At 63.6% G+C, this 26125-nt stretch carries 22 protein-coding genes; 10 read left to right on the forward strand and 12 right to left on the reverse strand.

Going from position 1 to position 26125, the window contains the following annotated elements; translation table 11 throughout:
• The first annotated feature begins 60 nt into the window (after positions 1–60).
• The 8 genes from ACNQP3_RS06410 to ACNQP3_RS06445 all read left to right on the forward strand — a co-directional run bounded on the left by ACNQP3_RS06410 (position 61) and on the right by ACNQP3_RS06445 (position 10811).
• Complete coding sequence (locus tag ACNQP3_RS06410; RefSeq protein ID WP_012270983.1) at positions 61–4077, forward strand: bifunctional nitrate reductase/sulfite reductase flavoprotein subunit alpha; 4017 nt, start codon at positions 61–63, stop codon at positions 4075–4077.
• 302 nt (positions 4078–4379) lie between these two features.
• Positions 4380–6932 carry a nitrite reductase large subunit NirB gene (nirB, locus tag ACNQP3_RS06415; RefSeq protein WP_012270984.1) on the forward strand — a complete coding sequence of 851 codons (2553 nt, stop codon included), beginning with the start codon at positions 4380–4382 and terminating at the stop codon, positions 6930–6932.
• Positions 6932–7294, forward strand: coding sequence for a nitrite reductase small subunit NirD (gene nirD, locus ACNQP3_RS06420; protein WP_012270985.1), 363 nt, complete (start codon positions 6932–6934; stop codon positions 7292–7294). Before nirB ends, nirD begins: the two co-directional genes overlap by 1 nt.
• Before the next feature lie 40 nt (positions 7295–7334).
• Entirely contained in the window at positions 7335–8267 is a 933-nt protein-coding gene (gene pcaQ, locus ACNQP3_RS06425) for a pca operon transcription factor PcaQ (protein WP_012270986.1), read from the forward strand.
• Positions 8268–8496: 229 nt separating this feature from the next.
• Positions 8497–9261, forward strand: a complete 765-nt coding sequence (locus ACNQP3_RS06430; protein WP_012270987.1) for an FKBP-type peptidyl-prolyl cis-trans isomerase — start codon at positions 8497–8499, stop codon at positions 9259–9261.
• Between the two features lie 288 nt (positions 9262–9549).
• The gene (locus tag ACNQP3_RS06435; protein WP_012270988.1) at positions 9550–9990 is read left to right on the forward strand and encodes a YkvA family protein; all 441 of its coding nucleotides are present in this window, start codon (positions 9550–9552) and stop codon (positions 9988–9990) included.
• 117 nt (positions 9991–10107) lie between these two features.
• A complete protein-coding gene (locus tag ACNQP3_RS06440; RefSeq protein WP_012270989.1) occupies positions 10108–10446 on the forward strand; it encodes a helix-turn-helix domain-containing protein in 339 nt (112 codons plus the stop codon).
• Complete coding sequence (locus ACNQP3_RS06445; protein ID WP_012270990.1) at positions 10443–10811, forward strand: hypothetical protein; 369 nt, start codon at positions 10443–10445, stop codon at positions 10809–10811. Before ACNQP3_RS06440 ends, ACNQP3_RS06445 begins: the two co-directional genes overlap by 4 nt.
• Positions 10812–10840: 29 nt before the next feature.
• Here ACNQP3_RS06445 and ACNQP3_RS06450 read toward each other — a convergent pair whose 3' ends face one another.
• Both ACNQP3_RS06450 and ACNQP3_RS06455 read right to left on the reverse strand, forming a co-directional pair.
• On the reverse strand, positions 10841–11761 hold the full coding sequence (locus tag ACNQP3_RS06450; protein ID WP_012270991.1) for an EAL domain-containing protein: 921 nt from the start codon (positions 11759–11761) through the stop codon (positions 10841–10843).
• 118 nt (positions 11762–11879) lie between these two features.
• Positions 11880–13961: a carboxy terminal-processing peptidase gene (locus ACNQP3_RS06455; protein ID WP_171577290.1), complete on the reverse strand. Its 2082-nt coding sequence runs from the start codon at positions 13959–13961 to the stop codon at positions 11880–11882.
• A 140-nt stretch (positions 13962–14101) separates the two neighbouring features.
• On the opposite strand from ACNQP3_RS06455, the gene ACNQP3_RS06460 reads away from it, so the two are divergent.
• A complete protein-coding gene (locus tag ACNQP3_RS06460; RefSeq protein ID WP_060492600.1) occupies positions 14102–15064 on the forward strand; it encodes an NAD(P)H-quinone oxidoreductase in 963 nt (320 codons plus the stop codon).
• 103 nt (positions 15065–15167) lie between these two features.
• Here the strand turns inward: ACNQP3_RS06460 and ACNQP3_RS06465 are convergent, their stop codons facing one another.
• From ACNQP3_RS06465 to ACNQP3_RS06490, 6 genes are all read right to left on the reverse strand, one after another.
• A complete protein-coding gene (locus ACNQP3_RS06465) occupies positions 15168–15821 on the reverse strand; it encodes an HAD family hydrolase (RefSeq protein ID WP_012270994.1) in 654 nt (217 codons plus the stop codon).
• 14 nt (positions 15822–15835) lie between these two features.
• Positions 15836–16825, reverse strand: coding sequence for an ABC transporter ATP-binding protein (locus ACNQP3_RS06470; protein WP_012270995.1), 990 nt, complete (start codon positions 16823–16825; stop codon positions 15836–15838).
• A 1-nt stretch (position 16826) separates the two neighbouring features.
• Positions 16827–17621, reverse strand: a complete 795-nt coding sequence (locus ACNQP3_RS06475; protein WP_012270996.1) for an ABC transporter permease — start codon at positions 17619–17621, stop codon at positions 16827–16829.
• On the reverse strand, positions 17611–18450 hold the full coding sequence (locus ACNQP3_RS06480; protein WP_012270997.1) for an ABC transporter permease: 840 nt from the start codon (positions 18448–18450) through the stop codon (positions 17611–17613). The genes ACNQP3_RS06475 and ACNQP3_RS06480 overlap by 11 nt, the downstream gene beginning before the upstream one ends.
• The gene (locus tag ACNQP3_RS06485) at positions 18447–19253 is read right to left on the reverse strand and encodes an alkaline phosphatase family protein (protein WP_264316878.1); all 807 of its coding nucleotides are present in this window, start codon (positions 19251–19253) and stop codon (positions 18447–18449) included. The genes ACNQP3_RS06480 and ACNQP3_RS06485 overlap by 4 nt, the downstream gene beginning before the upstream one ends.
• 157 nt (positions 19254–19410) lie before the next feature.
• On the reverse strand, positions 19411–20469 hold the full coding sequence (locus tag ACNQP3_RS06490; RefSeq protein WP_012270999.1) for an ABC transporter substrate-binding protein: 1059 nt from the start codon (positions 20467–20469) through the stop codon (positions 19411–19413).
• Positions 20470–20797: 328 nt separating this feature from the next.
• On the opposite strand from ACNQP3_RS06490, the gene ACNQP3_RS06495 reads away from it, so the two are divergent.
• On the forward strand, positions 20798–21511 hold the full coding sequence (locus tag ACNQP3_RS06495; protein WP_012271000.1) for a UTRA domain-containing protein: 714 nt from the start codon (positions 20798–20800) through the stop codon (positions 21509–21511).
• A 6-nt stretch (positions 21512–21517) separates the two neighbouring features.
• Here the strand turns inward: ACNQP3_RS06495 and ACNQP3_RS06500 are convergent, their stop codons facing one another.
• The 4 genes from ACNQP3_RS06500 to ACNQP3_RS06515 form a co-directional block, all read right to left on the reverse strand.
• Positions 21518–23671: a mechanosensitive ion channel family protein gene (locus ACNQP3_RS06500; RefSeq protein ID WP_012271001.1), complete on the reverse strand. Its 2154-nt coding sequence runs from the start codon at positions 23669–23671 to the stop codon at positions 21518–21520.
• 44 nt (positions 23672–23715) lie between these two features.
• Positions 23716–23883 carry a hypothetical protein gene (locus tag ACNQP3_RS06505; RefSeq protein WP_012271002.1) on the reverse strand — a complete coding sequence of 56 codons (168 nt, stop codon included), beginning with the start codon at positions 23881–23883 and terminating at the stop codon, positions 23716–23718.
• A gap of 114 nt (positions 23884–23997) precedes the next feature.
• Complete coding sequence (locus tag ACNQP3_RS06510) at positions 23998–25287, reverse strand: M18 family aminopeptidase (RefSeq protein WP_012271003.1); 1290 nt, start codon at positions 25285–25287, stop codon at positions 23998–24000.
• A 107-nt stretch (positions 25288–25394) separates the two neighbouring features.
• Positions 25395–26030: an RluA family pseudouridine synthase gene (locus ACNQP3_RS06515; RefSeq protein WP_012271004.1), complete on the reverse strand. Its 636-nt coding sequence runs from the start codon at positions 26028–26030 to the stop codon at positions 25395–25397.
• Positions 26031–26125: the final 95 nt, after the last annotated feature.

A 26125-nucleotide genomic window follows, 5' to 3' on the forward strand; every position in this document is an offset into this window, starting at 1 on the left:
GCTTGCTTGCGCAAGCCGGAGCAGCCGGCGCCTTTTTGCGTTCCCCACAGGAGCCCGCCCATGGCCAACAGCGAAGTGCGCAGCGTCTGCCCCTACTGCGGCGTTGGCTGCGGCATCGTCATGAGCGTTGCCGATGGCAAGGTCGGCAAGATCAGTGGCGACAAGCAGCACCCCAGCAACTTCGGCCGCCTGTGCACCAAAGGCCTCACCGCACACCTGCCGCTGAGCGCCGCCGGGCGCATGGCTGACGCCTATGTGCGCCAGCAACGTAGCCAGCCGCCGGTGCGCACCAGCATGGACCAGGCCATCACCGACACTGCCATGCGCCTGCGCGGCATCATCGACCAGCACGGCGCTGACGCCGTCGCGCTGTACGTGTCCGGGCAAATGTCGCTGGAGGCCCAGTACTTGGCCAACAAGCTGGCTAAAGGCTTTATCCGCACCCGCCATATCGAGTCCAACTCGCGCCTGTGCATGGCCAGCGCCGGCAGCGGCTACAAGCTGTCGCTGGGCGCCGATGGCCCACCCGGCAGCTACCAGGACTTCGAGCACGCCGACGTATTCCTGGTGATCGGCGCCAACATGGCCGACTGCCACCCCATTCTGTTCCTGCGCCTGCTCGACCGGGTCAAGGCCGGGGCCAGGCTGATCGTCGTCGACCCCCGGCGCAGCGCTACCGCCGACAAGGCTGACCTGTTCCTGCAAGTACGCCCAGGCAGCGACATGGCCTTGCTCAACGGCTTTTTGCACTTGCTGCAGCGCAACGGCCACACCAACCCCGACTTCATCGCCCGCCACACCGAAGGCTGGGACGAACTGCCACCCTTCCTCGACGACTATACCCCCGAGCGCGTAGCCGCCATCACCGGGCTGGCGGAGGCCGATATCATCCAGGCCGCCGATTGGATCGGCAGCGCCAGCAACTGGATGAGCTGCTGGACCATGGGCCTTAACCAGAGCATCCACGGCACCTGGCACAGCAACGCCATCTGCAACCTGCACCTGGCCACGGGCGCCATCTGCCGCCCCGGTAGCGGCCCGTTCTCGCTGACCGGCCAGCCCAATGCCATGGGCGGCCGCGAGATGGGCTACATGGGGCCTGGCTTGCCAGGCCAGCGCTCGGCGTTGGTGGCAACGGACCGCGCCTTTGTCGAGCAGCAGTGGCAGCTGGCGCCGGGCAGCCTGCGCAGCGAAGGCGGTGAGGGCACGGTGGCGCTGTTCGAGCAGATGAAGGCCGGAGAAGTGAAAGCCTGCTGGATCATCTGCAGCAACCCAGTGGCCAGTGTCGCCAACCGCCAGCAAGTAATCGACGGGCTGCGCGAGGCCGAACTGGTGATTACCCAGGATGCATTCCTCGACACCGAAACCAACCGCTACGCCGACATCTTGCTGCCGGCCGCGCTGTGGGCCGAAGGCGAGGGTGTGATGATCAATAGCGAACGCAACCTGACGCTGATGCCGCGCGCCGTCCAGCCGCCAGGGCAAAGCCTGCCCGACTGGCAGATCATTGCCCGTGTGGCCTGTGCCATGGGCTATGCCGACGCATTCGACTACCCCGATGCCGAAGCGGTGTACGAGGAAATTCGCCGCTTCCACAACCCGCTGACCGGCTACGATCTGCGCGGCATCGGCTATGCCGAACTGCGTACGCAACCGCGCCAGTGGCCCTGTGCGCCGGGCCGTGAACAGGCGCGAAGCCCACTGCGCTACCTCAACGACGGCAGCAGCCAGGCGCTGTTGCTCGATGCCCAGGGGCAGCGGCCGGCCCTGGCCTTCCCGACCGCCAGCGGCAAGGCGCGCTTCTTCGCTCGGCCTTGGCTGCCGGCGCCGGAGTTGCCGAATGACGACTACCCCATGGTGCTGAATACCGGCCGCGTGCAGCACCAATGGCACACCCTCACCAAGACCGGCAAGGTGCCGGCGCTGAACAAGTTGGAGCCTGGTCCCTTTGTCGAAATCCACCCCGAAGATGCTGCCCGGTTGGGAGTGGCAGAAAAGGACCAGGTGGCCATTCGCTCGCGACGTGGTCAAGCCGTGCTACCGGCGCGTATCAGCGACCGGGTCATGCCGGGCAACTGCTTCGCGCCGTTTCACTGGAACGACCTGATCGGCGAGCAGTTGGCAATCAATGCCGTGACCTGCGATGCGGTCGACCCGTTGTCACTGCAGCCTGCCTTCAAACATTGCGCCGTGGCCCTGGAGCGGGTCGCAAGTGAGCGCATCGATGCCCTTGACCTGAACACTGCCACTTCGGAGCCTGCTCGCATGCCGACCGCCACCCTGTCCCGTCTGCTTGGCCTGGACACCCTGCCGACCCCGGTGCTGGCCGAAGAAGAGCGCCATTACCTGCAAGGTTTCCTGCTGGGCCTGGACCAAGCCCGCGCCGAGGGCGTGCCCGCCCTGCCGGCCAGTGCGCCGCTGGCTGCCAACCGGCGGCTGTTCGTCGACGGTTTGCTGGCCGGGCTGTTCGCCCAGCCCGCCACTGCGCCCCCAGCGGCGCTGACAGTGCCACTGCATCAGGTGCTGTGGGCCTCGCAGACCGGCAACGGCGAGCTGCTGGCCGAACGCTGTGCCGAGCGCCTGCGCGGTGCCGGCCTGAGTGTGCAACTGCGCTGCATGGAGGCGGTCAGCCCAAGCCAGCTGCAGGGCGCTGCCAGTGTGGTGTTGATTGCCAGTACCTTTGGCGATGGCGATGCACCCGACAGCGCGGCGGCATTCTGGCAGGCACTGCAGGGCGAGGGGGGCGCCCACTGCGCCGAGCTGCCCTATGCCGTGCTGGCCCTGGGCGACTCCAGTTACGATCAGTTCTGTGGCTTTGGCCGCAAGCTCGACCTGCGTCTGGCCGAGCTGGGAGGGCGGCGCCTGCTGCAACGGGTGGACTGCGAGCCGGATTTTGACGAAGCCTTTGCGGGCTGGCTCGAGGCATTGCTAGCCGAGCTGGGCAGTGCCACGGCGCCACTACCGGCCAGCGACCCCGCACCCGTGGCGGCCTACAGCAAGCAACAACCCTGGGCTGCCACCTTGCGGGAAAATCGCCTGCTCAATGGCCCCGGTGCCAGCAAGGAAACCCGCCAGCTGGTCTTCGACCTGAGCGGTAGCGGATTCACCTACGCCGCCGGTGACGCCTTGGGCGTGTGGCCGCGCAATTGCCCGGCTCTGGTCGACGAGCTGCTGGCACTGACGCAGCTTGATGGCCAGGCCTTGGTCGAGTTGAAAGGCCAGCCTGCCATGCCACTGGCCGAAGCCCTGCAGGCGCATCTGGAAATTGCCAAGGTAAGCCCTCAACAGCTGCAAGCATTTGCAGGCAATGCGCCCGACCTGCAGCGCCTGCTGCAGCCCGCGTGCAAGGCCGAGCTGCAGGACTGGTTGTGGGGCCGGCAGTTGACCGATGTGCTGCGCGCCTTCCCCCAGCAGTTGCCACTGGCCCACTGGCTGGAGCTGCTCAAGCCGTTGCAGCCGCGGCTCTACTCGATCAGCTCCAGCCCGCTGGCGCACCCGGAGCAGGTGCACCTGACGGTTTCCACGGTGCGTTATGGCAAACGTAAAGGCGTGTGTTCAAGCTTCCTTGCTGACCGTGCGCAGGCACTCAAGGTGGCAATTTTCCCGCAGGTGTCGAAGCACTTTCGCCTGCCCGAGGACGACAATGTGCCGGTAATCATGGTTGGCCCTGGCACTGGTATTGCGCCGTTTCGCGCCTTCCTCGAAGAACGGGAGGCGCGGGGGGCGAAAGGCGGTAACTGGCTGTTCTTTGGCGAGCAGTACGCGGCAACCGACTTCTATTACCGGGAACAATTGCAGGCCTGGCAGGCAGGTGGTCATCTACGGCTGGATACAGCGTTTTCCCGCGACCAGGCCGAGAAGATCTATGTACAGCAACGCCTGCGAGAGCAGGGAGCACAGGTATGGCAATGGCTGGAGGCAGGCGCGTATTTTTATGTCTGCGGGGATGCCCAGCGCATGGCCAAGGATGTGGATGCGGCGTTACGTGAAGTCATTGCCGTGCACGGGAAAGTGGATGCGGATGCCTATGTCGAAACATTGAACAAGGCCAAGCGGTATAGGCGCGATGTGTACTGAGCGCACCGGGATGGGCTGTTGTGCACTGTGAATGTGCATACCTGTGCCGGCCTCTTCGCGGGTGAACCCGCTCCTACAGGTACCGTACAAGTCTGCCGACCTTTGGAGATCCCTGTGGGCGCGGGTTTACCCGCGAAGAGACCGGCACAGATAAAGCAATTGGCACAGTCCCTGCTTTATCTCCAATACAACAAGCCCCGCTGATCAACGGCGATCAACCCGGGCCCCTACCGTGATGAATACAGGCAAAGGCGCCTGGAGCTTCGGCTCCAGGCGCCTTTTTTTTGATCGAGGATCGGCTTATGAAGGCAACAGTGAGCAGCGGGCAACGAGAGCGACTGGTCATCGTCGGCAACGGCATGGTCGGCCACCATTGCGTCGAACAACTGGTCAGCCGTGGCGCCCTGCAGCGCTTCGAGGTGCGGGTGTTCGGCGAAGAGCGCCAACGCGCCTACGACCGCGTGCACCTGTCCGAATACTTCGGTGGCAGTTGTGCCGAAACCCTGGCCCTGTGCGAGCACGATTTCTACAACGCCAACGGCGTGCACCTGCACCTGGGTGAGGCTGTGCTGGAGATCGACCGCGAGCGCTGCGAGGTGGTCACCGCCGAGGGCCGATACGGCTACGAGCAACTGGTGCTGGCCACCGGTTCCTACCCCTTCGTACCGCCGATCGAAGGCTCCAGCGGCAATGCCCGGCTGGTGTACCGCACCCTGGACGACCTTGATGGCATTCGCGCTGCCGCAGCCGGTGCGCGTCGTGGCGTGGTGGTCGGTGGCGGCCTGCTTGGCCTGGAAGCCGCCAACGCCCTCAAGTCGCTGGGCCTGGAGGCCCACGTCGTTGAATTCGCTCCACGGCTTATGCCGGTGCAGTTGGACGGTGAGGGCGGTGCCGCGCTTAAAGCGCAGATCGAGGCGCTGGGCGTGGGGGTGCACCTGTCACGTGCCACCCAGTCGATCAACGACGGTGAAAGCTACCGCTATCGCATGAACTTCGACGGCGGCGAGCACCTGGAAACCGACCTGGTCGTGTTCTCCGCTGGTATCCGCCCACAGGATGCCTTGGGCAGAGCCTGCGGCCTGGAGATCGCCGCGCGCGGCGGTGTGGTGATCGACAATCACTGCCGCAGCAGCGACCCACGCATCTTTGCCATTGGAGAGTGCGCCTCGTGGAACGGCAGCGTTTTCGGCCTGGTTGCCCCAGGCTACGGCATGGCCCGCAACCTGGCGGCGTTGCTGATGGGGGAGGCGGCGGTCGCGTTCACCGGCGCCGACATGTCGACCAAGCTCAAGTTGTTGGGTGTGGATGTCGGCTCGATCGGTGATGCCCACGGCGCCACCCCTGGCGCGCGCAGCTACCGCTTCATCGACGAGGCCAACAGCGCCTACCGCCGGCTGGTGGTGGACGCCAGCGGCAAGCATGTGCTCGGCGCGGTGCTGGTGGGCGACAACAGCTATTACGACACCCTGCTGCAATACGCCCAGAACGGCATTGCCTTGCCGGCCGACCCGGCAGCGCTGATCTTGCCGCAAGGCGGTGGCGCACCGGCCTTGGGCGCTGACGCATTGCCCGACCGCGCGACCATCTGCTCCTGCCACAACGTCAGCAAGGGCGCGGTGTGCGCGGCCATCGACAGCGGTTGCAGCGATCTTGCGGCGGTCAAGGGCTGCACCAAGGCTGCCAGTGGTTGCGGTGGTTGCGCGGCCCTGCTCAAGCAGGTGTTCGAGCATGAATTGACCGCCCGCGGCGTGGCGGTGGACAAGAGCCTGTGCGAGCACTTCGCCTACACCCGTCAGGAACTCTACGGGCTGGTGCGGGTTGAGGGTATTCGCACCTTCGGCGAACTGCTCGAACGCCACGGCAAAGGCCACGTTGGCTGTGACATCTGCAAGCCGGCGGTGGGCAATATTCTCGCCTCGTGCTGGAACCAGCCGATCATGGACCCGGCGCTGGTGCCGCTGCAGGACACCAACGACACCTTCATGGCCAACATGCAGAAAAACGGCACCTACTCGGTGGTGCCGCGCATACCGGGGGGGGAAATTACCCCCGACAAGCTCATCGTCATTGGCCAGGTGGCCAAGAAGTACGATTTGTACACCAAAATCACCGGCGGCCAGCGCATCGACCTGTTCGGTGCCCAGTTGCATGAACTTCCGCTGATCTGGGGCGAGCTGATCGAAGCCGGCTTCGAAACCGGCCACGCCTACGGCAAATCGACCCGCACGGTGAAATCGTGCGTGGGCAGCACCTGGTGCCGTTACGGCGTGCAGGACAGTGTCGGCATGGCCCTGCGCCTGGAGGACCGCTACAAAGGCCTGCGCAGCCCGCACAAGCTCAAGTTCGCCGTGTCCGGCTGCACCCGCGAATGTGCCGAGGCGCAGAGCAAGGACATCGGCGTGATCGCCACTGACAAGGGCTGGAATCTGTACGTGTGCGGCAACGGCGGCATGCGCCCACGGCATGCTGAACTGTTCGCCACCGACCTGGACGACGAAACCCTGGTACGCCTGATCGACCGCGTGCTGATGTTCTACATCCGTACCGCCGACAAGCTGCAGCGCACCTCGGTTTGGCGCGAGAGCCTGGACGGTGGGCTGGACTACCTGAAGCAGGTGATCATCGACGACAGCCTGGGCTTGGCCAGCGAGCTGGAAGCGCAGATGCAGCATGTGGTCGACCAGTACGAATGCGAATGGGCCAACGCCCTCAACGACCCGGAGAAGCTCAAGCGCTTCCGCACCTTCGTCAATGACCGGCGTGCCGACCCGGACATGCACTTCGTGCGCGAACGCGAACAACGCCGGCCTGCTGCGCCGCTGCACCTGATTCCAACTGTCGAGGAGGCTGTCTGATGAACCTGTCCAATGCTGCTGTGAAAACCCAAGCGACCTGGCAGGTGGTGTGCCGGGTGCAAGACCTGGTAGCCGAGTCCGGGGTGGTCGTGTGGCTGGATGGCACCCAGGTGGCGCTGTTCTACCTGCCGGGGCAGGCCCAGCCGCTGTATGCCGTGGACAACCGCGACCCGCGTTCCGGCGCCAACATCATCGGCCGTGGGTTGGTAGGCAGTGTGCAGGGTGAGTTGGTGGTGGCGGCGCCGTTGTACAAGCAGCATTTCAGCCTGCAGAGCGGCGAGTGCCTGGAGGATGCCGGGCAACAGCTTCGGGTGTGGTCGGTGCGATTCAATGGCGAGGCGGTGGAGTTGGCGGTGGCCTGATGTTCAGCTGCTGCTTGCGGCGATGCGTTAAGCTTGCCGCATGAACCTCGATACCCGCATTAAATACCGCCACCTGCTGTGCTTCCTGGAGATTGCCCGGCAGGGCAGCCTGGCCAGGGCTGCCGACGTGCTTGCGATCAGCCAGCCGGCCATCTCCAAAACCCTCAAGGAACTTGAAGACCTGTTGGAGGCGCGCTTGTTCGCGCGCAGCCGTCAGGGTGTCGAGCTGACCCCCGCCGGGACGCGCTTCATGCGTTATGCCGGGCCCAGCGTGCAGGCCCTGCGCGATGGTGTCAGCAGTTTGCGTGGCGAAGCGCGGGCGCCGTCACAGGTGCGTATAGGCGTGCTGTCCACGGTCGAGGGCCTGCTCATGCCCGAGGTGTTGTGCCGCCTGCACCAGCGCCATGACGCGCTGGTGATCAGTGTGGTCACCGGGGTCAGTGCTCAGCTGCTCGGCCAACTGCACCTGGGCGAACTGGAGCTTGTGGTCGGGCGCATGACCGACAGCCCGCAGATCCAGGGCCTGTCGTTCGAGCACCTGTACAGCGAATCGATGAGCCTGGTGGTACGCCCCGGTCACCCGCTGCTGGCCAGCGCGCCGGTGGAGCGAGCCCAGGTGGGGCGTTACCCGTTGGTGCTGCCACCGGCGGGCACCACCATCCGCCAGCATGCCGACAGCCTGTTTGTGCAATGCGGTATCCAGATGCCGGCGCAGCGCCTGGAAACCTTGTCGCTGGCCCTGAGCCGGCGTTACCTGCTGGGCAGTGATGGACTGTGGGTGGCGCCCCGCGACGCGGTCTTGCTGGACCTGCGCCATGGCGAGTTGGTCGAGCTCGACCTGGGCGTGCGCGAGCCGGGCGGTTCGGTCGGCATCTGCCGTAACGCCGCCCTGCCGCAAAGCTTGCCGGGGCAATGGGTGTGCGAGGTACTGCGTGAGGTGGCAGGGGAGTATCGCGAGGGTCAATACCCCTGATTGCAGGCTTTTCAGAATCCAGCGAAATAAATCCCTGGTTGGACCGCGCAAAAACGGCACAACGGGTCAATACTGGCCAATGGCTGCAAACGCTCACATTAATAAGCGTTTAACAACTGAACTTCCTTACTAAAACCCGCTCCTATGCCGGTAGCCATTGGTCATGGCCGCCTGCTAAGCTCGCGGCTTTACCCTGATTGCCCTTATGGCGCATGAACAAGGAAATAGCATGAAACAGCATCGTTTGGCGGCTGCGGTTGCCCTGGTAGGCCTGGTACTGGCTGGCTGTGACCAACAGGCCAGCAGCCCCGAGCTGAAGACTCCGGCGCAGAAAGCCTCCTACGGTATCGGCCTGAACATGGGCAAGAGCCTGGCTCAGGAAGGCATGGAAGACCTTGATTCCAAAGCAGTCGCCCTCGGCATCGAAGACGCCGTCAGCAAGAAAGAGCAGCGCATCAAGGATGAAGAGCTGGTAGAAGCGTTCACCGCATTGCAGAAGCGCGCCGAAGAGCGCCTGGCCAAGGCCAGCGAAGAAGCCGCCTCCGCCGGCAAGAAATTCCTCGAAGAAAACGCCAAGAAGCCAGGCGTGGTCACCACCGCTTCGGGCCTGCAGTACGAAGTGGTCAAGAAGGCCGACGGCCCGCAGCCTAAGCCGACTGACGTGGTCACTGTCCACTACGAAGGCAAGCTGATCGATGGCAAGGTATTCGACAGCTCCGTAGAGCGTGGCAGCCCGATCGACCTGCCGGTCAGCGGCGTGATCCCAGGTTGGGTCGAAGGCCTGCAGCTGATGCACGTTGGCGAGAAATACAAGCTGTTCATTCCGGCTGAACTGGCCTACGGCGCACAAAGCCCGAGCCCGTTGATCCCTGCCAACTCGGTACTGGTGTTCGACCTGGAACTGATCGCCATCAAGGACCCGGCCCAGCTGCAAGGTGCCGAGCCTGAAGGTGAGGCCCCGGCCGAAGCGCCTACGGAAGCACCTGCCAAGTAACATTGGCTGGTAGTCGCAAACGCCCCGCACTGACGGGGCGTTTTCGTTTGTGCCGATTGGACGAACCTGCAACAGCTGATACTGTCCGAGGAGATGAAGCGTAAAGATGTAGGACGTTTCTGACGCAAATCGTTTGCGGCTTAGCCAGCCCCGGTGTGAAACGACTGTGTAAAAAACGCCCGATCTGACCGGGACCCTTGCCTGGCAGGCACCGGAGGTCAGAAATATCGCCCTGTTCACAAGGTTATCCACAATAAATGTGGATAACCTTTTCCTCTCGGAGGCTCCATGAGCGCACCCTGGAATTTCGCCCGCTTTCTGCCATTGGCCGAGCGCCTGCTCAGCCGCGGCCGCTTGCCGGCCTTGCTGTTCGCGGTGGCGCGCAAAGGCCCGCGCCTCGGCCAGCTGCGTGAAGATGTGAAGCTGTTACAGTCGCTGTGCCTGGCCTGGTGGCGCGGCGAGTACCGCGCCATCAGCCCTGGGGCGCTGGTCACCATCGTGGCTGGCCTGCTGTATTTCGTCAGCCCCATCGATGCCATCCCCGACTGGCTGCTGGGGGTGGGTTTTCTTGATGACATCGCGGTGCTGGGCTGGGTGCTGAAAACCGTGTCCGACGAGCTGGCGCGCTTCAAAGCCTGGCGCGATAGCCAGGCGCCCGAACGGCTGCGCGTGGTCGAGCGCCTGCCAGCCACCCCGCAGGCGCTGCGGCTGGAACGCAATACGCACTAAGAGCGGCCTGAGCCTTCACTGCACCTCAACTGCACAGACCCCAGAGTTGGTAATATAATTGGCATAAGGGTTATGCCTACGGATTACATGCTGTAATCCTTTTTAAAGGGGTTTGTAATGGGTATTCAGGTCATCAGCCGGGACGGTCAGCCCGAGTACGCAGTCGTTCCCTGGGAGCAATACCAGGCCTTGCTCAAGGCTGCGGGGCAGGCACCTGCCGAGGCGGTTGTCAGTGAAGCGCAGGTGGGGGCAGCCAGTGCGCCATTACCGGCCTTCAGCGAAGTCGCCCAGATTCGCCAGGCCAAGGGCATTGCCCCTGAGCAACTGGCGCGCAATGTCGGGGTGAGCCCGGCGTATCTGGCCATGATCGAATCGGGCGAGCGCCAACCGGATGCTGCCATCCGCCGCGCCTTGGCCTGGCATCTTGGGGTGGCTGGCTGGAGCGAGCCATCATGAGCCAGGTCAGGATCAGCCGTCAGCACTGGGATAACCTGCTGGGCGAGCTTGACCTGGCCCGTCGACAACGTCACCTGCTGACGTACCGAGCGTTGATCGAGCGCTTGCAACTACCCAGCCCGGCCATGCAGACGCTGACCGCCGCGCTGGAATACCTGGCCGTGTTGGATGCCCGTGCCGAGCAGCCCTTGCGCAGTTCGCTGGTGATCAGCCAGGGCGCCAGCCGTTTGCCGCGTACTGGCTTTTTTGAGTGTGTCGAGCGGCTGGGGCGGTTTACCGGGCCGGTCGATGGTATGGAGGCCGCTTCTTGGCATGCCTCCGAGGTGGTCCGGGTGTTCGAGTACAGCTACCCCGAGTCTGCCTGATCAGGCTTCTTCACGGGTGAATCGGTCTGTTAAGAGGCCGTAACAAGCAGTGCATCCCTGTGGATCAATCCGCAGGCCCTGCCGTCCGCATCCACCACCTCCAGTACATTCAGGTGCTGATGCCGTCCAAGCAGCTCCAGCAATTGCCCGATCGTGGCATTCAAGCGCACTGTCGGTTGCTCGGCCGGCGGCAGGCTCGTCAGCGCCGGTAGTTCCCGCACCCCCAGCTCCTGCGGCCGTCCCAGCAGGTAACCCTGCACCAGGTCTACCCCCATCTCCCTCAGCACCGCCAGTTCCTCCGCCAGCTCGATGCCTTCGGCAATCACCTGCGCCTTTGACGCCCGGGCGATCTGCAAGATTGAGCCGACGAACTCGCGTTTGAGCGGGTCGCGGTGGATACCGTCGATGAAATGCCGGTCGATCTTCACGTATTCGGGGCGCAGCTCCGACCACAGGCGCAAGCTCGAATAGCCCGCCCCCAGGTCGTCGATGGCGATCGAAAAGCCCATATCGCGGTAATGGTGCAGGGCATTGGACAGCAGCTGGAAGTCGTCGGTGGGGGTGTGTTCGGTCAACTCGATCACGACCCGGCTGGGGGGCAGCCCGACCTGTTCGAGCAGTTTAAGGGTCAGGCCGGAGGGGTAGTGTGGCTCCAGCAGCGATTCGGGCGAGATGTTGAGAAACAGTTTGCCTTGCAGTTGCTGCTCACTGAAGCGTCGGCAGGCACTCTCCCGGCAGGCGGCCTCCAGCTCGGTCAGGCGGCCGGCCTGGCGGGCGATGGTAAACAGGTTCAGCGGCGCGTGCAGCGGGCTGTTGGAAGGGCCACGGGTCAGCGCTTCATGGCCGAACACCCGTTGCTCGCTCAGGCACATGATCGGCTGGAACAAGCTGTGGATACTGCGTTGAGCCAGGATGGCACTCAAGGCATCGAGCTGTTCGGCAACGGTCATGACGTAATCCTGAAAATGAAAGGGCCGGGCATCTGCATGCCCGGCCCTCGTATTTCACGACAGCGCGATGACTGTTTGATGACAGGTCACATTAATTTGCCATCATTGCCGCGTTGCCTTACTTCTTGGCCACCTTGGTGCTGGCGCTGAGGTAGTCGATCAGGATGCGACCGGTTTCCGACAGGTAGGCGTCGTCTTCCGGCTTGGTGTTTTCATCTTCGGCCGGCAGCGCGTCTTCATCCTCTTTCTTCAGCTCTTTCAGCGGCTCTTCACCCTTGGCCTTGCGGCGGACGTTTTCCAGCGCCAGTTGCTTGGCCTCGATTTCATCATGGCGTGCACGGCGTTCCTGTTCGTTGAGGCTGACGGTTTTTTCATTCATCAGCTTCTGGGTCAGGGCCAGCCGGTCGCGGATGTAGGTGAACTCGGCATCCTTGTCACTGCGTGCTTCATGCTGCGCCTTGAGCTGGGCCAGGAACGGCTTGAACGGGTCGGACGCCGGCCTGATCGCCGGGCGAATGGTGTCCCACGGCATGGCTTCGGGCAGCGCGCTCTCGCCGATTTCCTTGGTGTCGATGATCGACGGGTAGTCGATGTCCGGCAGCACGCCTTGGTGCTGGGTGCTTTGCCCAGAAACCCGGTAGAACTTGGCCAGGGTCAGCTTCAGTTCGCCATGGTTGAGTGGCTGGATGGTCTGCACGGTGCCTTTGCCGAAGGTCTGGCCACCGATGATCAGTGCGCGGTGGTAGTCCTGCATGGCGCCGGCGAAGATCTCCGAAGCCGAGGCCGACAGCCGGTTCACCAGCAGCGCCAGCGGGCCTTTGTAGAAGGCACCTGGGTTTTCGTCTTCCAGCACGTCGACGCGGCCATCGCTGTTGCGCACCAGCACGGTTGGGCCTTTCTCGATGAACAGGCTGGTCAGCTCAGTGGCTTCCTGCAACGAGCCGCCGCCGTTGTTGCGCAGGTCGATGACCACGCCGTCGACTTTTTCCTTCTGCAGTTCGGTGAGCAGTTTTTTCACGTCACGCGTGGTGCTCTTGTACTCCGGGTCACCTGCACGGTAGGCCTTGAAGTCCAGGTAGAAGGCCGGGATCTCGATGATGCCCAGCTTGTAGTCACGCCCGTCCTGCTTGAGCTTGAGTACCGACTTTTTCGCTGCCTGCTCTTCAAGCTTCACCGCTTCACGGGTGATCGACACGATCTTGCTGGTCTGGTCGCTAGGTGCGTTGCTGGCCGGGATGATTTCCAGGCGCACCACCGAACCTTTCGGGCCGCGGATCAGCTTGACCACTTCGTCCAGGCGCCAGCCGACCACGTCGACCATTTCCTTGTTGCCCTGGGCCACGCCGATGATCTTGTCGGCCGGGGCCACTTGCTTGGTCTTGGCGGCCGGGCCTGCCGGCACCAGGCGCACAATCTTGACCTGGTCGTTGTCGCTTTGCAGCACCGCGCCGATGCCTTCGAGCGACAGGCTCATGTTGATGTCGAAGTTTTCGGCGTTGTCCGGCGACAGGTAGTTGGTGTGCGGGTCGTAGGACTGGGCGAAGGTGTTGATGTAGGCCTGGAAGATATCCTCGGCACGGGTCTGGTCCAGGCGCGCCAGCTGGTTCTTGTAGCGCTTGGTCAGGGTTTCCTGGATCTGCTTGGGTTCCTTGCCGGCGATTTTCTGGCGCAGCACTTCGTCTTTCACGCGCTTGCGCCACAGGTCGTCGAGCTCGGCCTGGTCCTTCATCCACGGTGCGTCCTTGCGGTCGATCAGCAAGGTTTCCTTGGTGGTGAAGTCGATCTTGTCCACGCCTTTGTTCAGCTCGGCCAGGGCGAAGTCCAGGCGTTGCTTGACGCGGTCGAGGTAGCGTTTGTAGATGGTGAAGCCTGGGTCCAGGTTACCGCTCTTGAGGAAATCGTCGAATTGCGTTTTCCACTTGTCGAACTCGGCGATGTCGGCAGCGGTGAAGTAGCTGCGCGCCGGGTCCAGCAGCTTGATGTAGCTGTCGTAGATGATGACCGAGCGGGCATCGTCCAGGGGGGGCTTGCTGTAGTGGTGGCGCTTGAGCAATTCCACCACGTTGAGGCTGGCGACGATCTCGTCGCGGTCCGGTTGCAGGCTGTCCCACTTGTTGGCGGCCGCCGCATTGCCGCCGAGCGTGAGGCTGCCCAGGCCGATCATGACAGCGAGGGCGGTGCTTGGGAGGAAATGCTTCATGCTGATTCGACGTGGAGGCAATTGATCACGCATAGTAGGCCGTCTTTTCCGTTGCCGGTTCCATGGAACCGGGCAAATACTGCAAAAAGCCTGGGGTGTGCGTTCCCCAGGCCCAGTCATGATTCAACTATGGAGGCACTGTGAAGGCATTGCAAGGCGTTGACGGACATGTGGAGTGGGTCGAGGCCGAACGCCCGGCCTGTGACGCGGGCCAAGTGCGCATTCGCGTGGCCGCAGCGGGGCTGAACCGCGCTGATCTGCTGCAGATGAAAGGTTTGTACCCGCCACCACCAGGGGCCAGCCCGTACATGGGCCTGGAGTGTGCCGGGGTGGTTGAAGAGGTAGGTGCGGGTGCCGATTGGCGGGTGGGCGACCGCGTTTGCGCGCTGCTGGCCAGCGGCGCGATGGCCGAGGAAGTGGTGGTCGATGCCCGTCACGTACTGCCGGTGCCCGAAGGCCTGAGCCTGCAGGAAGCAGCGGCGTTGCCGGAGGTGTATGCCACCGCCTGGCTGAACATCTTCCAGCTCGGTGCTGTGAAGGCTGGCGAGAAGGTGTTGGTGCACGCCGGTGCCAGTGGCGTTGGCTCGGCCGCCATCCAGCTGTGCAAGGCGTTTGGCAGCCCGGTGTGGGTCAGCGTCGGTTCGCAGGACCGCCTGGCTTATTGCCAAGCGCTGGGTGCCGCGGGTGGTGTGGTACGTAACGAGAACCTGGACGCGCTGGAAGGTTTTGGCCCGTTCGACGTGATTCTCGACCCGGTGGGCGCCAGCTACGGTGAGCTCAACCTGAAGCTGCTGGCCCGTGACGGGCGCTGGGTGATCATCGGCCTGATGGGCGGGCGCAAGTTCGAGCTGGACCTGGCGCAGGTGCTGGGCAAGCGCCTGGAGATTACCGGCTCCACGCTGCGTAACCGTGATGACGGCTTCAAGGCCGAACTGCTGAGTGAGTTGCAGCAGCAGGTGTGGCCGCTGTTTGCCGAAGGGCGCTTGTCGCCGCAGCTGGTCGATACCTACCCGGTGGAGTTTGCCCAGGCGGCGTATGCCGAGCTTGAGACCAATCAGGTGTCAGGAAAGCTGGTGATGGTGATCGACGCGAGCCTGGTGTAAGCAGGCCTGGCCCCTTCGCGGGTACCCCGCTCCCACAGGGATCGCACCCTTTCGTGGAAGCGGGTTCACCCGCGAAGAGGCCAGAACAGGCAATGAAGTACTTTCAGGTCCAGCTCAGGATCGGCCAGCCATTGGTCTGGGCATGTTCACGCAATACCGCATCGGGGTTCACCACATGCGGATGGTCCACCTTCAGTAACAACGGCAGGTCATTGCGTGAGTCGGAATAGAAACTCGCCCCCTCCAGATTTTCCTGCTCCTGATCCAACCACTCCAGCAGCCGGGTGATCTTGCCCTCGCGGTAGGTCAGCACCCCGTGGGTCTTGCCGGTATACACCCCGTTCACCGCCTCCAGCTCGATTGCCAGGTACTCGTCCACCCCCAGCCGCGCCGCAATCGGCCCCACCAGGTGCGTCCCCGAAGCAGAAATGATCAGAATGCGATCGCCACGCTTGCGGTGTTCGGCAATGCAGCGGCAGGCGTCGCCATAGATGATCGGTTCGATCACGTCTTCCACCCACGGCTCCACCAGGTGCTCGACTTCTTCCAGGGTACGCCCGGCAATCGGCTCCAGGCTGAAGGCCATGTAGTCCTCCATCTGCAGGTGGCCCTTGCCGTAGGCTTCCATCAGTTCATGGTCGCGGCGCAGGAAATCCTTGCCGTCGACCCAGCCCAGCCGGGCCATCTGCTCGCTCCACAGCGACGCGCAGTCGCCGTGGATAAGGGTTTCGTCCAGATCGAAAATTGCCAGTGCCATTGTGTTGAGTCTCCTTAGGCCACTTCCCGCAGCGCCGTGGGGTCGATCGACAAGCTTACCCGTTTTCCGTCCGCGTGCAGGTCTGCCGGCGAGCGGTTGAGCACATCGACCACCAGCTCCACTTCGCGCACCTTTACGCGGTAGCGAATCACGTTGCCCAGCAGGCTGTGGCTACGCACTTCTGCGTCTAGTTCGCCGTTCACGCCCAGGGTGATCGACTCCGGGCGGATCGCCAGGCGGCTGGCCACCGGGCGCTGCAGCAGGCGGCTGGCGCTGTCGGCGTCGAGCAGGTTGTAGTTGCCGATGAAGCCGGCGGCAAACAGGTCCACAGGCGCTGTGTACAGAGTTTCGGCATCACCACTCTGGACGATGCGGCCCTGGTTCATCAGGAAGATGCGGTCGGACAGGGTCAGCGCCTCTTCCTGGTCGTGGGTGACGAAGATGGTGGTCAGCCCCAGCTCGCGCTGGATGGCGCGAATCTGCTCGCGCAGGTGCTTGCGGATACGCGCATCCAGTGCCGACAGCGGCTCGTCGAGCAGCAGCAGGCGCGGGCGGGTGACCAGCGAGCGGGCCAGGGCCACGCGTTGGCACTGGCCGCCAGACAACTGGTGCGGGTAGCGCCCGGCGAATGTGCCCAGCTCAACCAGCTCCAGGGCCTCGCGCACTCGCAGCTGGCTTTCGTCGGCTTTGACTTTCTGCATGCGCAGGCCAAAGGCGACGTTCTGCTCCACGGTCATGTTGGGGAACAGTGCGTAGCTTTGGAACACCATGCCGATGCCACGTTTTTGCGGGCTTAGCGGCACGATGTCGTGGCCGTCGAGGAGGATCTGCCCGCTGTCCACCGGGGTCAGCCCGGCGATGCAGCGCAGCAGGGTGGATTTGCCGCAGCCGGACGGGCCCAGCAAGGTGACGAACTCGCCGCGTTCGATGTGGCAGTCGATGTTCTCGAATACCGGGCTGCCGGCGTAGCTCTTCTGCAGTTTCTGTACGCTGACGAAGCTCATGTCAGGTCTTGTCCTTGTTCAGGCGGTTGGCGACCCAGGTCAGTATCAGCACGAAGGCGAAGTAGGAGATCACCAGTGCGCTGTTGAAGTGGCCGCTGCTGTTGCGCATGTTGTTCAGGTACACCTGCAGGGTCTCGTAGCGGGTGCCGACCAGCAGGTTGGCGAATACGAATTCGCCGAACAGGAACGAGAACGACAGCAGCAACGCCACCATCAAGCCCTTGCGCAGGTTGGGCAGCACCACCAGCAGTGCTGCCTGCCAGGTGCTGGCGCCGAGCAACTGCGCGGCGTCCATCAGGTCGCGCAGGTTGATGGCCTGCAGGTTGTTGGTAATGGCCCGGTACATGAACGGCAGCGCGATGGTGAAGTAGCAGCCGATCAGGATCCACGGTGTGCCGACCATGGCCATCGGCCCGCTGCCGTACAGTTGCAGCAACCCCACCGACGACACCACCGGCGGTACCGCGAAGGGCAGCAGGATGAGGATGTTCATCAGTGCGTCGAGTTTGGGGAAGTGGTAGTGCACCACGAACAGCAGCGGCAATATCAGCACCACCGACAGCAACAGCGCGCCCACGCACACCAGCAGTGACTGGCCGAAGGCTGCCAGAAAGCGCGGCTCGCTCCACAATGCCGCATACCATTTCAGGGTCAGGCCACTGGGCAGCAGGCTGGCCGACCAACTGGTGGCCAGCGAGTAGAGCAGGGTGCCGGCCAATGGCAGCAGCAGGATCAGGAACAGCAGGTACACCACCACGCGATGGTACCAGCCGCCGGAAAGGGCGTCAGCGCGCATGGTAGCTCCTCTTCAGCAGCCATTGATGCACCACCGTGACCAGCGTCATCAGCCCCACCAGCACCATGGCCAGGGCGCTGGCCAGGTTCGGGTCGAGGCTGATGTCGCCGGCCACCAGGCCGGCGATACGGATCGGCAGTACGTTGAAATTACCCGTGGTCAGTGCGTACACGGTGGCGTAGGCACCGAGGGCGTTGGCCAGCAGGATGACGAACGTGCCCAGCAGTGCCGGGGTCAGCACCGGCAGGCCGATGTGCCGCCAGTACTGCCAGTGGTTGGCGCCCAGCAGTGCGGCCGACTCGCGCCAGTCTTCACGCAGCGCGTCGAAGGCGGGGTACAGCAGCAATACGCCCAGCGGGATCTGGAAGTAGGTGTACACCAGGATCAGCCCGCTCTTGGAATAGATGCTGAAGTCTTCCAGCAGGCCGACCTGCTTCAGCAGCAGGGTCAGTGCGCCGTTGAAACCCAGCAGGATGATGAAGGCGAAGGCCAGCGGCACCCCGGCAAAGTTGCTGGTCATGTTGGCGAAGGCACTGACGAAGTCGCGCAGCTTCGAGTCCACCCGGCGCAGTGAATAGGCGCCGAGGGTGGCGATGACGATGCCGAACAGGCTCGACCAGAAGCTGATTTCCAGGCTGCGTTGCAATGCCTGCAGGTAAAACTTCGAGGCGAATACCTTGCTGAAGTTGTCGATGCCCCAGCCGGCGTCCGATTGCAGGCTGTTGGTCGCCACCCAGGCCAGCGGGGCGACCTGGAAGATGACGAAGAACACGGCGAACGGCAGCAGGCAGAGCAGGGCCAGGTAGCGGCCACGGGCGCCGCCATTCACTTCAGCAACTCCCGGCAAACCGTTTTGTCGTGCGCGGCGCCCAGCAGCTCGCAGATGGTGCCGCACAGCTCGGTCTGCAGCGGTTTGGCGGCCGGGTCCAGGCTGAAGGCGTCGCCAAACACGAACAGCGGCACTTCGCGCTCCTCGGCCAGCAGGCCGTTGTGCGAGCGGTCGTTGTTCATGCCATGGTCGGCGGTAACCAATACCTGATAGCCCTCTTCGAGCCAACCCGGCAGGTAGTCGGCCAGCAAAATATCCACGCTGCGCGCAGCGTTGCGGTACTGGCTGCTGTCCAGGCCGTGACGGTGGCCGATGTCGTCAACGCTCATCGGGTGCACCAGCAGGAAGTTGGGGGCGTGACGGCGGCGCAGGTACTCGCCGTCGGCCAGCAGGTGCGAGTTGGGGTAACGGTCGTCCCAGTAGAACAGCCCGTGCTGGATCGGCAGCTTGGGCGCATGGGTGTGGCGGTCGCGCTGCGGGTCGAAGGGCGAGCGGTTGTACAGTTCGCTCATCCAGTGATAGGCCGCGGCTGCGGTGCCCAGGTTGGCCTCGCGGGCGTAGTGGAACACGCTGCGCTGGTTGGACAGGCGGTTGATGTTGTTGTGCACGATGCCGCTGTCGATCGGCGGCACGCCGGTGAGGATGCATTCGTACAGCGGCCGCGACAGCGACGGCAGCTCGCATTCCACCCGGTATAGCGCGGCGCGGTCGGCCTCGACGTAAGCGTGCAGGTGGCCCATGGCGTGGTGAGCGACCTGGTAGTTGAGGCCGTCCAGCAGGACCAGGATGACGTTGTGGCTCATTCAATACTCCGCAAAGGAACCGGGGAGGGCTTCGCCCTCCATTCGCGATACAAGGCCGCTCCCACAGGGACAGCGAAAACCTCTGGGGCGACGCGGGCCCTGTAGGAGCGGCCTTGCGTCGCGATGGGCTGCGCAGCAGCCCCAGGATGGTCCTGCCTTACTCCATTTCGATGATCACTTGCTCCTGCCACATCTGCGGCAGTTTCTTCGAGGTGGCTTCCCAGGCTTCGGCGTTCTTGATCGGCTGGGCAGCACCGTACTGCTCGTTAGGCAGCAACTTGGCTTGCACATCCGCTGGCAGCTTCAGGTGCTCGGCACGGATCGGCCGCGCATGCCCCTTGGCCAGGTTGATCTGCCCGGCGTCGCTGAAGATGTACTCGCGGGTCAGCTTGGCCGCATTGGGGTGCTTGGCGTACTTGTTGATGACCGTGGTATAGCCGGAAATCACCGAACCGTCCGACGGGATCAGCACCTCAAAACGTTTGGGGTCGATCTGTTCACGGTAGCTCAGGCCGTTGAAGTCCCACACCACGCCAACTTCCACTTCGCCCTTTTCCAACGTCTGGATAGTCGGGTTGGCCAGCGACAGGCGCTTCTGCTGGGCCAGCTTGGTGAACAGCTGCAGGCCCGGCGCCACGTTGCTCTCGTCGCCTTTGTAGGCAATGGCCGCGGCCAGCACGCCGTTGGCGGCCTGGGCGGCGGTGCCGACGTCGCCGATGGCGACCTTGTACTTGCCTTTTTCCAGGTCATGCCAGGACGTCGGGCGTTCGCCTTCCTTGACCAGGTCTTTGTTGATGATGAAGGCGATGGTGCCGGTATAGGCCAGTGCCCAGTGGCCGTCCTTGTCCTTGGCCCACTCCGGCACCTGGTCCCAGGTGCTTGGCTTGTAGGGCTGGCTGACGCCCTTGGTCACTGCGATCGGGCCGAAGGCGGCACCCACGTCGCCGATGTCGGCGCTGGCGTTGTCCTTCTCGGCTTCGAACTTGGCGATCTCCTGCGCCGAACTCATGTCGGTGTCGCTGTGCTTGAGGCCGTACTTGCTGGCCAGGTCTTCCCAGGTGCCTTTCCAGTTGGCCCAGGCATCGGGCATGCCCACGCTGTTGACCGTGCCTTCCTTGCGGGCGGCATCTTCCAGGGCCTTGAGGTCCGCGGCCATGGCCGAGGTGCAGAACGCGATGGCAGAGCCGAGCAGTGACGCCATGAACAACTTTTTCATCCGTAGCTCCTTGGGTGGGTGCCTTTTACCGATCGTTGTTATGAGTGAAACCGTTGCCTGGAACCTTTGGTCTAGGTCAGCAAACCTTGAGCCAAGGTAGGCCGCTTGCGTGACAGTTTGATGTAGGGAAGGGCCCGCGCAGGTGGCCGAGGGCTCCTGGCAATACAGCGTAGACCATGGCGCAGCCCCGGTTTTGCTGGGCTGGCCCGATTCTGGCAGTGCTCTGGGCGCAACCTTGTCACAGGATGTTCATCAGCCCTGCCTAGGCTTGCACTATTCTCCAAATGCCCTGTTCTGGGGCTGGAATAGTCCAGATAGGTAACCCTTGATGCAGCCGATGCCACCGCGAGCGGTAACAGCCATCTGCCATGCCCTGCAGGAGCAGATCGAGCACGGCCTGTTGGCGCCGGGCGGCAAGCTGCCGGCCGAGCGCCGGCTCAGCGAGGTGTTCGACACCACGCGTATCACCCTGCGCGAGGCGCTAGCCCAGCTGGAGGCCCAGGGCTTGATCTACCGCGAAGAGCGCCGCGGCTGGTTTGTCGCGCCCGAGCGGTTGACCTACGACCTGATCGAGCGCAGTCACTTCCATGCCATGGTGCGCGAGCAGGGTCGGGTGGCCAGTACCGAACTGCTGTCGGCGCGGCTGCAGCCGGCTTCGGCGGCCATCTGCGCGCGCTTGCAGTTGCCGGCGTTGTCCAGCGTGGTGCTTATCTGCCGCTTGCGGCGGATTGACGGGCGGGCGGTGCTGTATGCCGAGCACTACCTCAACCCCCGGTATTTCCCGGAGATTCTCGAACAGGATCTGGCGCAGTCGCTGACGGAGATTTATGGGCGAGTGTATGGCATCGAGTATGGGCAGGTGTGCTTTGAAATTTTGCCGACGGCGTTGCCGGTGGAGGCGGCGGGGGCGTTGAAGGTGTCGGTGGGTAGCCCGGGGTTGCACATCACTCGGGTCAACAGCGACCAGCATGGGCACCTGATCGACTGTGACCTGGAGTACTGGCGGCATGATGCCATCCGCATCCGCGCCCTGGCTGGCTAGGACGCCCTAACTGGAGGAACCGGAGTCTGCGACTGTTCCTCCACCGGCCGTCACCACCTGCACCGACAGCCGCGGCGTCGCCAGATCCAGCCCCGCCTCATCCAGCTGCCGCTTGAGCGCCAGGTTGAACGCCCGCGACACTTCCCATTGCTTGATCGGTGCGGTCTTGAAGCGTGCCCGCAAGATTGCCGAACCCGACTCGAAGCTCTCCACCCCCTGCAGCTCCAGCGGCGACCAGATGTTGCGGCGCATCAGCGGGTCATTGCGCAGTTTTTGCCCCACTTCCCGAATCAGCGTGATCGCCTGGTCGATGTTCATGCTGTGCGGGATGGCCACGCGGAAGATCGCGTAGCCGAACTCCCGCGAGTAGTTCTTGATGCTCTTGATTTCGCTGAACGGGATGGTATGCACGATGCCGTCGATATCGCGCAGGCGCACGGTACGAATGGTCAGCCCCTCCACCGTGCCCAGGTGCCCGCCGACATCCACGTAGTCGTCGATGGCCAGCGAGTCTTCGATGATGATGAACAGACCGGTGATCAGGTCGGCCACCAGCGACTGCGCACCAAAACCGATGGCCAGGCCGATGACACCGGCACCGGCCAGCAGCGGTGTGACGTTCATGCCCATGTTGGCCAGGGCGACGATCACCGCAATGATGAAGATGATCACGAACATCACGTTGCGGATCAGCGGCATCATGGTTTGCGCGCGGGCATTGGCCAGCCCCCGGCGCGAGCGCACCAGGGCATGGTGTACGGCGGTGTCGGCCAGGATCCACACCAGCCAGGCGACGATCAGCGTGCCCGCCAGGCCCAGCAGGCGCAGGCTGATGTCGTGGCCGTCGCCTTCGGCGAAGCTGATCATCGACACGCCCCACACGCGCAGGCCCAGTTCGATGAACACCAGCCAGATGAACAGGTGCACCAGCAAATAGCCGAAGTTGCGCAGGCGCTCTGTGTACACCGCCTGGCGTTTGTTGGCGCGTTTGGGGTTGGCGGCGTGGCGGCGAACCAGGCCGTTGAGCACCATGCACACCACCACCAGCACCGTGCACATCAGCGACTGGCGCAGGGCGGTGCTGGTGTCACCGGCGGAGACGAAGGTGGCGAACAGCGAAATGGCCACCAGGATCAGCGCTGGGATGAACCAGAAGCTGCCGAGGATCTCGATGGTGTCGCTGAGGGTGCGGCGGGTCAGGCGCCGCGACAATGGCTGGTTGCGGATCAGGTGGGCGATCGGGCGGCGAAAGCGCAGGATGAACAGCCCGGTGCACAGTGCTGCAACCACGTTGGCCAGGGTGGCCAGGGCGTGGGCCAGGTGGGTACCGAGGGCCACCAGCATGCGTGGGTCGCTCATTGCCTCGCCAAAGGCGGCGAAACTGCCGATCAGCCACAGTGGGCGGAACGCCTTGTGCCGCAGGATGTGCAGGGCGCGGTGGCGGTGTGGGCCGTCCAGCAGCGAGAAGGCGATGACACAGATGGCCGAGAAGCAGGTACCGACCACCAGCGCGTAGGCCAACACCATCGCCAGCGATTTGCCCAGCGACGGTGGCAGCACGAAGCTCAGGTACACGGTGAACACCAGCGCCACCAGCCAGGGGCCGAGCTTGCGCAGGGCGAAGCGCACCAGGTCCCAGGTGCGCGGGTGCTGTGGCAGTTCTTCACTCAGGCCAAAGCGCAGGCGTACCCGGTGACCGACCCAGTTGAAGGCGTAGGCCAGCACGCTCCACACGGCAATCACTGCAGCAAAGCCGAACAGGATCGCAGGCCACTGGTGCACCGGCACCATCAGCTCGCTCAGCTCGGCCTGGGCTTGTTCGATTTCCGCGGCCCAGCGGTGGAACGGGCTGGCATCGCCGCTGAACTGTTTCTCAAAGTCATGCAGGGCGCCGCCGATCAGGCCGAGCACGCCTTGCTCGACGCTGGGTTGCGATTGCTTCGTGGCGTCGCGCAGCTTTTTCAGGTCGGCCAGCAGCTTGGCCCGTTGCTGATCGTTTTCAAGGTTTTTGATCACCTCGTCCAGCGACTTGCCCAGCGGCTCGGTGGCCTCCGGTTGCGCGGGCGCACTGCCGCCCAGCAGGCCGGGCAGGCCCGCCGCCTGTACCGGGGTGATGAACAGCACTAGCAGCAGGAACAGGTAACGCAGGAGGGCAGGCACTGGCAAATCTACCTCAGGTCAAACGATTGACCGAGTGTAGAGGTTTATGTCGGCAGTTTCTCGAGGATCTTCCAGCAGGTGAGGCCGAAGATCCCCAAAGTGCCGATCCACATCATGAGCACACCGATATTGCGCTCGCGCATGCTGAAGCCGATGGTCAGCAGCAGCAGGAACAGGAACACCGGCACGAACAGGGACAGGAACGGGGACATGGACAGCAATCCTTATGCAGTGGGGCCATGTAACAAGCATAGCGCTTGGCAAGCGAGGCGGGATTGACCTTGAGCAGGTGTAAGCAGGCCCGGGCCTGCTTGCACCTGCCTGCATCAAGGCAATTCGCGGCTACGGTAGAAGGCGGTCAGTACCTTCACCAGGTGCGCCAGGTCGTGGCTGCCACACAGCTCGCGAATGGAATGCATGGCAAAGGTAGGCAAACCGATATCCACCGTGCGCACGCCCAGGTGGCTGGCGGTAATCGGCCCGATGGTCGAGCCGCAGCCCATGTCGCTGCGCACCACGAAGCTTTGCACCGGTACTTCCTCGGCCATGCACAGGTGGCGGAAGAAGCCGGCGGTTTCGCTGTTGGTGGCGTAACGCTGGTTGTTGTTCACCTTGATCACTGGGCCGGCATTGAGCTTGGGCCCGTGGTTACCGTCGTGCTTGTCGGCGTAGTTGGGGTGCACACCATGGGCATTGTCGGCCGACACCATCAGCGAGCGCTGGACGGTGCGCACGTAGGAGTCGCCATCGGGCAGCAGGCGCTGCAGGGTCTGCTCCAGCATCGGGCCGTCGGCACCGCAGGCCGAGCAACTGCCGACTTCTTCGTGGTCGTTGCACACCAGCACGCAGGTTTCGTCGCTGTCAGCGGCCAAGAGGGCCTGCAGGCCGGCATAGCACGACAGCAGGTTGTCCAGGCGGGCGCCAGCGATGAAGTCGCCGTGCAGGCCAATCAACGCGGCGTCCTGGGTGTCGTAGAAGCTCAGCTCGTAGTCCAGGACCACGTCGGCGATCAGCTCGTGCTCGCGGGCCAGTTGCTCGGTGAGCAGGGCGCGGAAGTCGATACGTTCGTCACCGGCGACCTGGGCCAGGATGGGCGGCAGCTCGTTCTGTGGGTTGATCGCCCAGCCTTCATTGGCGGTGCGGTTCAGGTGAATGGCCAGGTTGGGGATGATCGCGATCGGCAGCTTGAAGTCGATCAGCTGGCTTTCGACTTTGCCGTCACGGCGGTAGGTGACGCGTCCGGCCAGCGACAGGTCGCGGTCGAACCACGGCGCCAGCAAGGCACCGCCATACACTTCCACGCCCAGTTGCAGGAAGCCCTGGCGCTGCAGTTCGGGCTGTGGCTTGACCCGCAGGCACGGGCTGTCGGTGTGGGCGCCGACCATGCGGATGCCGTTCAACAGTGGGGCCTGCTTGCCCAACTTGATGGCGATGATCGAAGAGTCGTTACGGGTGACGTAATAACGGCCGCCAGGCACGGTGGCCCAGCTGTCGCGTTCGTCCAGGCGCTGGTAGCCGGCAGCCTCGAGGCGCTGGGCCAGGCTGGCGGTGGCGTGGAAGGGCGTGGGGGAGGCCTTGAGGAAGTCGATAAGGCCAGTATTCAGTGCGTCGCGCATAGCTCACTCCAGACAGCAGTGGCGCGAGTTTAGCGCAGAATGTCGACAATTTGTGTCTGCCTCTTCGCGGGCAAGCCCGCGAAGAGGCCGGAACAGCCAGCCAAAAATCAGAAGGGTGCAGGGCACTCGAACTTCAACCGCTCCCCCGAGACCGGGTGGGTAAAGCTCAGCATCGACGCATGCAGGCACAACCGTTCATGGGCCGCCAGCGCTTCGGGGTTGGCATACAGCCGGTCACCCAGCAGCGGGTGGCCGATGGACAGCATGTGCACGCGCAGCTGGTGCGAACGCCCGGTAATCGGCGTCAGCTCCACACGGCAGTAGTCGCCGCAGCGCTCGACGATGCGCCAGAACGTCAGGGCATGCTTGCCCTGCTCGTGGTCCACCACATGCCGTGGCTTGGTTGGCGGGTCGTAGCGCAGCGGCAGGTCGATACTGCCGCTGTCCAGCGCGGGTTGGCCCCAGCACAGGGCGGTGTAGGATTTTTCGGTTTCGCGGTCGTGGAACTGGCGCGACAGCTCGCGGTGGCTGTCGGCATCGCGGGCCAGCAGGATGATGCCGGAGGTTTCCCAGTCCAGACGGTGCACGATCAGTGCGTCGGGGTAGCCGTTTTCCTGCAGGCGGGTGATCAGGCAGTCCTTGTTGTCCTCGGCGCGGCCGGGCACCGACAGCAGCAGGGTCGGCTTGTTGATCACCAGGATGGCGGCGTCTTCGAAGAGGATCTGGACATTCGACAGCGGCATTGCAGTTCTCACGAAAGTAGCAGAAAACGCTGGGGCCGCTTTGCGGCCCTTTCGCGACACAAGGCCGCTCCCACAGGGGAGTGCATAACCCTTGT

Source organism: Pseudomonas sp. LFS074, from assembly GCF_047978165.1.
Classification (GTDB): domain Bacteria; phylum Pseudomonadota; class Gammaproteobacteria; order Pseudomonadales; family Pseudomonadaceae; genus Aquipseudomonas; species Aquipseudomonas putida_P.

Coding starts and splice junctions, on each gene's coding strand:
- nirB (WP_012270984.1), top strand. CDS start 4,380: ATGAAGGCAACAGTGAGCAGCGGGCAACGAGAGCGACTGGTCATCGTC.
- ACNQP3_RS06435 (WP_012270988.1), top strand. CDS start 9,550: ATGAGCGCACCCTGGAATTTCGCCCGCTTTCTGCCATTGGCCGAGCGC.
- pcaQ (WP_012270986.1), top strand. CDS start 7,335: ATGAACCTCGATACCCGCATTAAATACCGCCACCTGCTGTGCTTCCTG.
- ACNQP3_RS06440 (WP_012270989.1), top strand. CDS start 10,108: ATGGGTATTCAGGTCATCAGCCGGGACGGTCAGCCCGAGTACGCAGTC.
- ACNQP3_RS06505 (WP_012271002.1), bottom strand. CDS start 23,883: ATGTCCCCGTTCCTGTCCCTGTTCGTGCCGGTGTTCCTGTTCCTGCTG.
- ACNQP3_RS06455 (WP_171577290.1), bottom strand. CDS start 13,961: ATGAAGCATTTCCTCCCAAGCACCGCCCTCGCTGTCATGATCGGCCTG.
- ACNQP3_RS06445 (WP_012270990.1), top strand. CDS start 10,443: ATGAGCCAGGTCAGGATCAGCCGTCAGCACTGGGATAACCTGCTGGGC.
- ACNQP3_RS06515 (WP_012271004.1), bottom strand. CDS start 26,030: ATGCCGCTGTCGAATGTCCAGATCCTCTTCGAAGACGCCGCCATCCTG.
- ACNQP3_RS06410 (WP_012270983.1), top strand. CDS start 61: ATGGCCAACAGCGAAGTGCGCAGCGTCTGCCCCTACTGCGGCGTTGGC.
- ACNQP3_RS06485 (WP_264316878.1), bottom strand. CDS start 19,253: ATGAGCCACAACGTCATCCTGGTCCTGCTGGACGGCCTCAACTACCAG.
- ACNQP3_RS06430 (WP_012270987.1), top strand. CDS start 8,497: ATGAAACAGCATCGTTTGGCGGCTGCGGTTGCCCTGGTAGGCCTGGTA.
- ACNQP3_RS06510 (WP_012271003.1), bottom strand. CDS start 25,287: ATGCGCGACGCACTGAATACTGGCCTTATCGACTTCCTCAAGGCCTCC.
- ACNQP3_RS06465 (WP_012270994.1), bottom strand. CDS start 15,821: ATGGCACTGGCAATTTTCGATCTGGACGAAACCCTTATCCACGGCGAC.
- nirD (WP_012270985.1), top strand. CDS start 6,932: ATGAACCTGTCCAATGCTGCTGTGAAAACCCAAGCGACCTGGCAGGTG.
- ACNQP3_RS06490 (WP_012270999.1), bottom strand. CDS start 20,469: ATGAAAAAGTTGTTCATGGCGTCACTGCTCGGCTCTGCCATCGCGTTC.
- ACNQP3_RS06470 (WP_012270995.1), bottom strand. CDS start 16,825: ATGAGCTTCGTCAGCGTACAGAAACTGCAGAAGAGCTACGCCGGCAGC.
- ACNQP3_RS06495 (WP_012271000.1), top strand. CDS start 20,798: ATGCAGCCGATGCCACCGCGAGCGGTAACAGCCATCTGCCATGCCCTG.
- ACNQP3_RS06475 (WP_012270996.1), bottom strand. CDS start 17,621: ATGCGCGCTGACGCCCTTTCCGGCGGCTGGTACCATCGCGTGGTGGTG.
- ACNQP3_RS06450 (WP_012270991.1), bottom strand. CDS start 11,761: ATGACCGTTGCCGAACAGCTCGATGCCTTGAGTGCCATCCTGGCTCAA.